Here is a 5,674-nt window from a genome sequence, read left to right as displayed (position 1 = left end):
GCGCTATCCGGAGCTGCGCGTCGAAGTGGCCGGTCACACCGACCTGTGCGGTTCGGATGCGTACAACCAGAAGCTGTCGGAGCGTCGCGCGACCGCGGTGTACGACTACCTGACCAGCAACGGCATCGACGCCTCGCGCCTGACCGGCCCGATCGGTTTCGGCGAGAGCCGTCCGCTGGAGTCGACCCCGCAGACCCTGCCGGGCTGCAAGTCGGAGGTCAACCGTCGCACCGAGCTGAACGTGCAGAACTGAGCCGTACCGGCCGGGTCGCAGGACCCGGCTACGGACTCGAAGGAAGCCCGGCCTCGCGCCGGGTTTCCTTTTTCTTCGGCCGGGGAAATCCTCCCGGCGGCGTGGTCCCCGTCATCGCCGGCCGCCGCGTGGCCGACAGACGGCAAGCAGATCAAACGCTTGGCCACGGTGTCTGCAACGCGTCGTTAAGATGTTTTAACAAACTCGTTGACAGTGTATGATCCGGTCGCAGTGACCGCGGTGCGGGCAGGAGCTCGGCGAGCGTGTCCCTGAGTTGCAACGTGCCGTGCGGAATACTGATCGGATTGATCCGATCCTGAGCCGATCCAATCCCTAGACCCTGTCCAAGACCGATCTACCCTAAGGAGTGAGTGTATGAAGATCCGCTTGTTGAGCACCGCTCTGCTCGCCGGCCTGGCGTTCTCGCAGGCTGCTGGCGCGCAGGATTACGACGACCGCTGGTACCTGACCGGTTCCACCGGCTTCAACCTGCAGGACAACGAGCGCGGCACCCGCGATGCGCCGTTCGTCGCTGTCGGCCTGGGCAAGTTCCTCAGCCCGAACTGGTCGCTGGATGGCGAGCTGAACTACCAGAACCCGAACGTCGACGCGAACCAGAACCTGAACTGGAGCCAGTACGGCATCTCGTTCGACCTGCGCCGCCACTTCATCCAGGAAGGCCGCAACTGGAACCCGTATGCATTGCTGGGCATGGGCTACCAGCGCGCCGAGGAAGAGTTCGACGCGTTCCCGAACCCGAACTCGCCGGGTGAGCGCGAAGACGGCAACCTCGCCGCCAAGCTCGGCCTGGGCATCCAGGGCGACGTCGGCAGCCGTGCCAAGATGCGTGCGGAGCTGGCCTATCGCGCCGACTTCGACGACCAGAGCGTCAATGGCGACATCGACGCCGACTGGTTCGGCGACGTGCTGGCCTCGGTCGGCGTGGTGATCCCGCTGGGCGAGCGCGCTGTCGCAGCTCCGGCCCCGGCGCCGGCGCCGCAGCCGAGCTGTGCGGACCTGGACGACGACGGCGACGGCGTCAACAACTGCGACGACAAGTGCCCGGGTTCGCAGGCCGGCCAGACCATCGGTCCGGACGGCTGCCCGGTGCCGGTGACGATCGACCTGAAGGGCGTGAACTTCGACTTCGACAAGTCGACGCTGCGTCCGGACGCGGTGGCGATCCTGTCGGAGGCGACCGAGATCCTGAAGCGCTATCCGGAGCTGCGCGTCGAAGTGGCCGGTCACACCGACCTGTGCGGTTCGGATGCGTACAACCAGAAGCTGTCGGAGCGTCGCGCGACCGCGGTGTACGACTACCTGACCAGCAACGGCATCGACGCTTCGCGCCTGACCGGCCCGATCGGCTACGGCGAGAGCCGTCCGCTGGAAGCGACTGCGCAGACCCTGCCGGGCTGCAAGTCGGAGGTCAACCGTCGCACCGAGCTGAACGTGCAGAACTGAGCACCGCCGGACGGGTTGTGAAACCCGTCCCCGGACTCGAAGGAAGCCCGGCCTCGCGCCGGGTTTCTTTTTGGTGGCGGCCCGCTCACCGACGCGTGTGGCCGATACGTGCGGCCGAGCATGCGGCTGGTGTGTGCGGGCGGTCATGTGCGCCGCTGCCGCAGGTCGCAAACCCGCATTCCGCGGTTGTCGCCGTCGCGGCACGCGCCTACACTCCGAGCACGCCCGCGCGTATCCACAGCGACGGGCGCATCGATACCAGGAGATCTCCATGCAGCGCGCCGTCCTTGCCCTCCCACTCATGCTTCTGGCCGGGGTGGTCCAGGCCCAGCAGGCCGGCGACTGCAGCGCAATGGCCGTGCCCAGGCCGATGCCGATCCGGCCGACGATCGTGGCGCCGGTGTCCGGCGAGCTGACCGTTCCCAGTCATCAGCTGGGCGCGCCGACCGGTGTGCTCGCGCACGCCTTCAACGAGGCGCAGTCGATCGATCAGGTCGTGTTCCGGCTCAAGCTCGAGAACTGCCAGAGCCTCGCCAAGGCGATGCCGGCGACGGAACCTGCCGCGATCGATGCGCAGGCGCCGGCCGCATACGTACCGCGGACCGAGTTCGACAACGGCCCGTGGCGTTTCGACATGAACCAGAACGGCAAGCGGATGACCGCCGAGGAATTCGACGCCTGGATGAAGTCGCGCGGCGTGCGCGTTGCCAAGGGCGCGCCGGCGGCCGCCGCACCGGCGCCGGCGGTCCAGGCGGACGGTCCGCAGACCGAGGGCAGCGGCGAGTAGTCCATGTCCGCATGCGTGTTGACCCGAGGGCGGCCGCGAAAGCGGCCGCTGTCGCGATGGGCCGGGTGAGCGGCCCGCCGGTCCGCCACGGACTGGCCCGCATCCTGTCCAAGCAAGGCGTCTGTTCGCGTACCGAGGCGGCGCGCTGGGTGCTGGCCGGGCGGATCAGCGTGGACGGCCGCGTCGTTCGCGATCCGGAATTCCCGGTCGTGCGCGATCGCCACCGGATCTGCGTGGACGGGCATGACCTGCAGTCGCCAGCCCCGGTCTACCTGATGCTCAACAAGCCGCGCGGCCAGGTCACCACGGTGCGCGACGAGCAGGGCCGCGACACGGTCTATCGCTGCTTCGATGGCGCGCAGCTGCCGTGGGTCGCGCCGGTAGGGCGGTTGGACAAGGCCAGCGAAGGTCTGCTGCTGTTCAGCAACGACACCGGTTGGGCGTCGCGGATCACCGATCCGGCCAGTGGCCCGGACAAGACCTACCACGTCCAGGTCGGCGGCCAGCCCGATGCCGCCGTGCTGGAGGCGCTGGTCGCGGGCATCGACGACAGCGGCGAGCACCTGGCTGCGCGCTCCGTGCGGGTATTGCGGTTGGGCAGCCGCAATGCCTGGCTCGAGGTCGTGCTCGACGAAGGCCGCAACCGGCAGATCCGCCGCCTGCTCGCGGCGTTCCAGCTGCCGGTGCTGCGCCTGGTCCGGGTCGCGATAGGCGAGCTGGCGATCGGCGACCTCGGCAAGGGAGGATGGCGCGAGCTGAGCCGCGAGGAAACCGAGGCGCTGGCGCGGCCCACCCGTTAAGGGCCTCTTGTTCATTCAGAGGTTCCGCGCGCCAGGGATGGCGCGTCCCGCGGATCGAGCATGCAAGTGCTTGATCCAGCGGAAGCAAGGTCGAGCTTGGCTCGACCTTGCGGCGTCCGAGCAAGTCCGGGATGGATCTGTGCAGACCTTTGACCGAGCCGCGCGATCCGCGGCCCTGGTGGCTGCATGTCTCAGCCGGCTTCGAGCACACCCAGCTCGTGGCCGATGCGGGTGAACGCATCGATCGCCCGGTCCAGATGTTCGCGGGTGTGCGCGGCGCTCATCTGGGTGCGGATGCGCGCCTGGCCCTTCGGTACCACCGGGTAGAAGAAGCCGATCGCGTAGATCCCTTCCTCCAGCAGCCGCTCGGCGAACTTCTGCGCCAGGGGGGCGTCGTAGAGCATCACCGGCACGATCGGGTGCACGCCCGGCTTCAGGTCGAAGCCGGCAGCCGCCATCCGTTCGCGGAAGTAGGCGGTGTTTTCCTGCAGCCGCTCGCGCAGTTCGCCGGCGCTGGAGAGCATCTCGAACGCCTTGATGCCGGCGGCGACCACGTGCGGCGGCAGCGAGTTGGAGAACAGGTACGGACGCGAGCGCTGGCGCAGCATCTCGATCACCTCGCGCCTGGCCGTGGTGAAGCCGCCGAGCGCGCCGCCCATCGCCTTGCCGAGCGTACCGGTGATGATGTCGATCTTCTCCAGCACGCCCTTGACCTCGGCCGAGCCCTTGCCGTGCGCACCCAGGAAGCCTGTCGCGTGGCATTCGTCGATGTGGACCAGCGCGCCGTACTTCTCCGCCAGCGCCGTGATCTCGTCGAGCGGAGCGATGAAGCCGTCCATCGAGAACACGCCGTCGGTGGTGATCAGCCGGGTCCTGCAGCCGGCTGCGTCGGCAGCCTGCAGCTGTGCCTCCAGGTCGGCCATGTCGCAGTTCGCGTAGCGGAAGCGTTGCGCCTTGCACAAACGCACGCCGTCGATGATTGAAGCATGGTTGAGGGCGTCGGAGATGATCGCGTCCTCGGGCCCCAGCAACGGTTCGAACAGGCCGCCGTTGGCGTCGAAGCATGCGGCATAAAGGATCGTGTCCTCGGTGCCGAAGAAGTCGGCGATGGTCTGCTCCAGCTGCTTGTGCAGATCCTGGGTGCCGCAGATGAAGCGGACCGAGGCCATCCCGAAGCCGTGGCTGTCGAGCGCATCCTTCGCCACCTGGATGATGTCCGGATGGTCGGCCAGGCCGAGATAATTGTTCGCGCAGAAATTCAGCACCGTGCGTCCGTCGGCGAGGGTGATCTCGGCCGACTGCGGACTGGTGATGATCCGCTCGGCCTTGAACAGGCCCTGCTCGCGGATCGAGTCGAGTTCCTCGGCGTAGCGGGCGGTCGGCGAGTCGTGGACGGCGTCGTTGGGCATGTTCGGCTCCGGCGTGGCTGGGAGAGTGCGGCGCGCGGCCAGCGGCGGCGCGGATCGGGCGTGGATCGTCAGCGGACCATTCTATCGCCGGCCGCCGACGGGATCGCGTGGCGGTCGCGGCCTCAAGGTGAGGGTGACCGCGCGCTGGTGTCCCGGCACCGGAGGGTTCTAACATCGGGCGGTATGGAGGTGCCCAAGCCGACGTCCGCTCCGACCGGCCTGCCGGCATGGCCGCTGCCGCTGCTCTGCGCACTGCTGCCGCTGTTGGCGGCCCATCTTGCGTGGTGGCTGTCGGTCCAGGGCGAACTGGTCGCGGCTTGCAATCCCTATCTCGATGGCTGCGTGTCGATCAGTCGTGCGGCGCGCCATGGGCTGGGCAATCTGCTGTTCCGCCTGGCGATGCTGCCGTGCGCGACCGTGCAGGTCGCGGTCTGGTGGTGCGCGGCACAGTGGCTGCAACGTGGCACCGGCGTGCCCGCGCGGGCCTTGCCATGGCTGGGGCTGACCGCAGGAGCGTTCCTGGGCTTGTACGCGGCGTTCCTGGGCAGCGAAGGCGAGACCTATGGTCTGTTGCGCCGCTACGGGATCACGGTCTATTTCGGCGCGAGCTTTCTCGCGCTGATGTCGGTGCTGCGAAGGATGTCGCGGCAGTGGCAGGATGCGCCCGCGTTCGCACCGCTGCGGATTGTCGCGCTGGGCATGCTGGCGGTGGGGCTCGCGAGCGTGACGGTCACCGCGTCGGTGGCCGATCAGCTGGCCCGCGACCGATGGGAGAACCGGCTGGAATGGGCCTTGGGGTTGTGGCTGACCGCGATGTTCGCGGTGCTCGCCTGGCATTGGTGGCGCGAACGGCTGCGTATCGTGCTCAAGTGATCGTGCTCGGGCAGATGGGGCCGTAGGAGCGGCGTGAGCCGCGATCGGGGAGTACACGGGCCGCGGCCACGCGGCGCCCCCCCCGCCA

Annotated in this window: 6 protein-coding genes; 5 read left to right on the top strand and 1 reads right to left on the bottom strand. The window is 68.2% G+C overall.

What is annotated here, in order from left to right; genetic code table 11:
- The 4 genes from L3V18_RS05670 to L3V18_RS05655 all read left to right on the top strand — a co-directional run.
- Positions 1-253: OmpA family protein (locus L3V18_RS05670; protein ID WP_343226314.1), on the top strand; the 253-nt coding region annotated here is incomplete at its 5' end.
- 375 nt (positions 254-628) lie between these two features.
- A complete protein-coding gene (locus L3V18_RS05665; RefSeq protein ID WP_237053722.1) occupies positions 629-1,717 on the top strand; it encodes an OmpA family protein in 1,089 nt (362 codons plus the stop codon).
- A 271-nt stretch (positions 1,718-1,988) separates the two neighbouring features.
- Positions 1,989-2,504 (top strand): hypothetical protein, encoded by a 516-nt coding sequence (locus L3V18_RS05660; RefSeq protein WP_237053721.1) that lies wholly within the window; start codon positions 1,989-1,991, stop codon positions 2,502-2,504.
- A gap of 56 nt (positions 2,505-2,560) precedes the next feature.
- The gene (locus L3V18_RS05655; RefSeq protein ID WP_237053723.1) at positions 2,561-3,304 is read left to right on the top strand and encodes a pseudouridine synthase; all 744 of its coding nucleotides are present in this window, start codon (positions 2,561-2,563) and stop codon (positions 3,302-3,304) included.
- Positions 3,305-3,495: 191 nt separating this feature from the next.
- Here L3V18_RS05655 and kbl read toward each other — a convergent pair whose 3' ends face one another.
- Positions 3,496-4,713 (bottom strand): glycine C-acetyltransferase, encoded by a 1,218-nt coding sequence (gene kbl, locus L3V18_RS05650; protein WP_237053720.1) that lies wholly within the window; start codon positions 4,711-4,713, stop codon positions 3,496-3,498.
- Positions 4,714-4,902: 189 nt separating this feature from the next.
- Between kbl and L3V18_RS05645 the strand changes: the two genes are divergently transcribed.
- The gene (locus tag L3V18_RS05645) at positions 4,903-5,586 is read left to right on the top strand and encodes a hypothetical protein (protein WP_237053719.1); all 684 of its coding nucleotides are present in this window, start codon (positions 4,903-4,905) and stop codon (positions 5,584-5,586) included.
- Positions 5,587-5,674: the final 88 nt, after the last annotated feature.

This window comes from Marilutibacter chinensis (assembly GCF_021725675.1).
GTDB classification, from domain to species: domain Bacteria; phylum Pseudomonadota; class Gammaproteobacteria; order Xanthomonadales; family Xanthomonadaceae; genus Marilutibacter; species Marilutibacter chinensis.
The sequence above is the reverse complement of the archived record's forward strand: the minus strand, read 5'-3'. Positions and strand labels throughout refer to the sequence as shown.

Coding starts and splice junctions, on each gene's coding strand:
- L3V18_RS05655 (WP_237053723.1), top strand. CDS start 2,561: ATGGGCCGGGTGAGCGGCCCGCCGGTCCGCCACGGACTGGCCCGCATC.
- kbl (WP_237053720.1), bottom strand. CDS start 4,713: ATGCCCAACGACGCCGTCCACGACTCGCCGACCGCCCGCTACGCCGAG.
- L3V18_RS05660 (WP_237053721.1), top strand. CDS start 1,989: ATGCAGCGCGCCGTCCTTGCCCTCCCACTCATGCTTCTGGCCGGGGTG.
- L3V18_RS05665 (WP_237053722.1), top strand. CDS start 629: ATGAAGATCCGCTTGTTGAGCACCGCTCTGCTCGCCGGCCTGGCGTTC.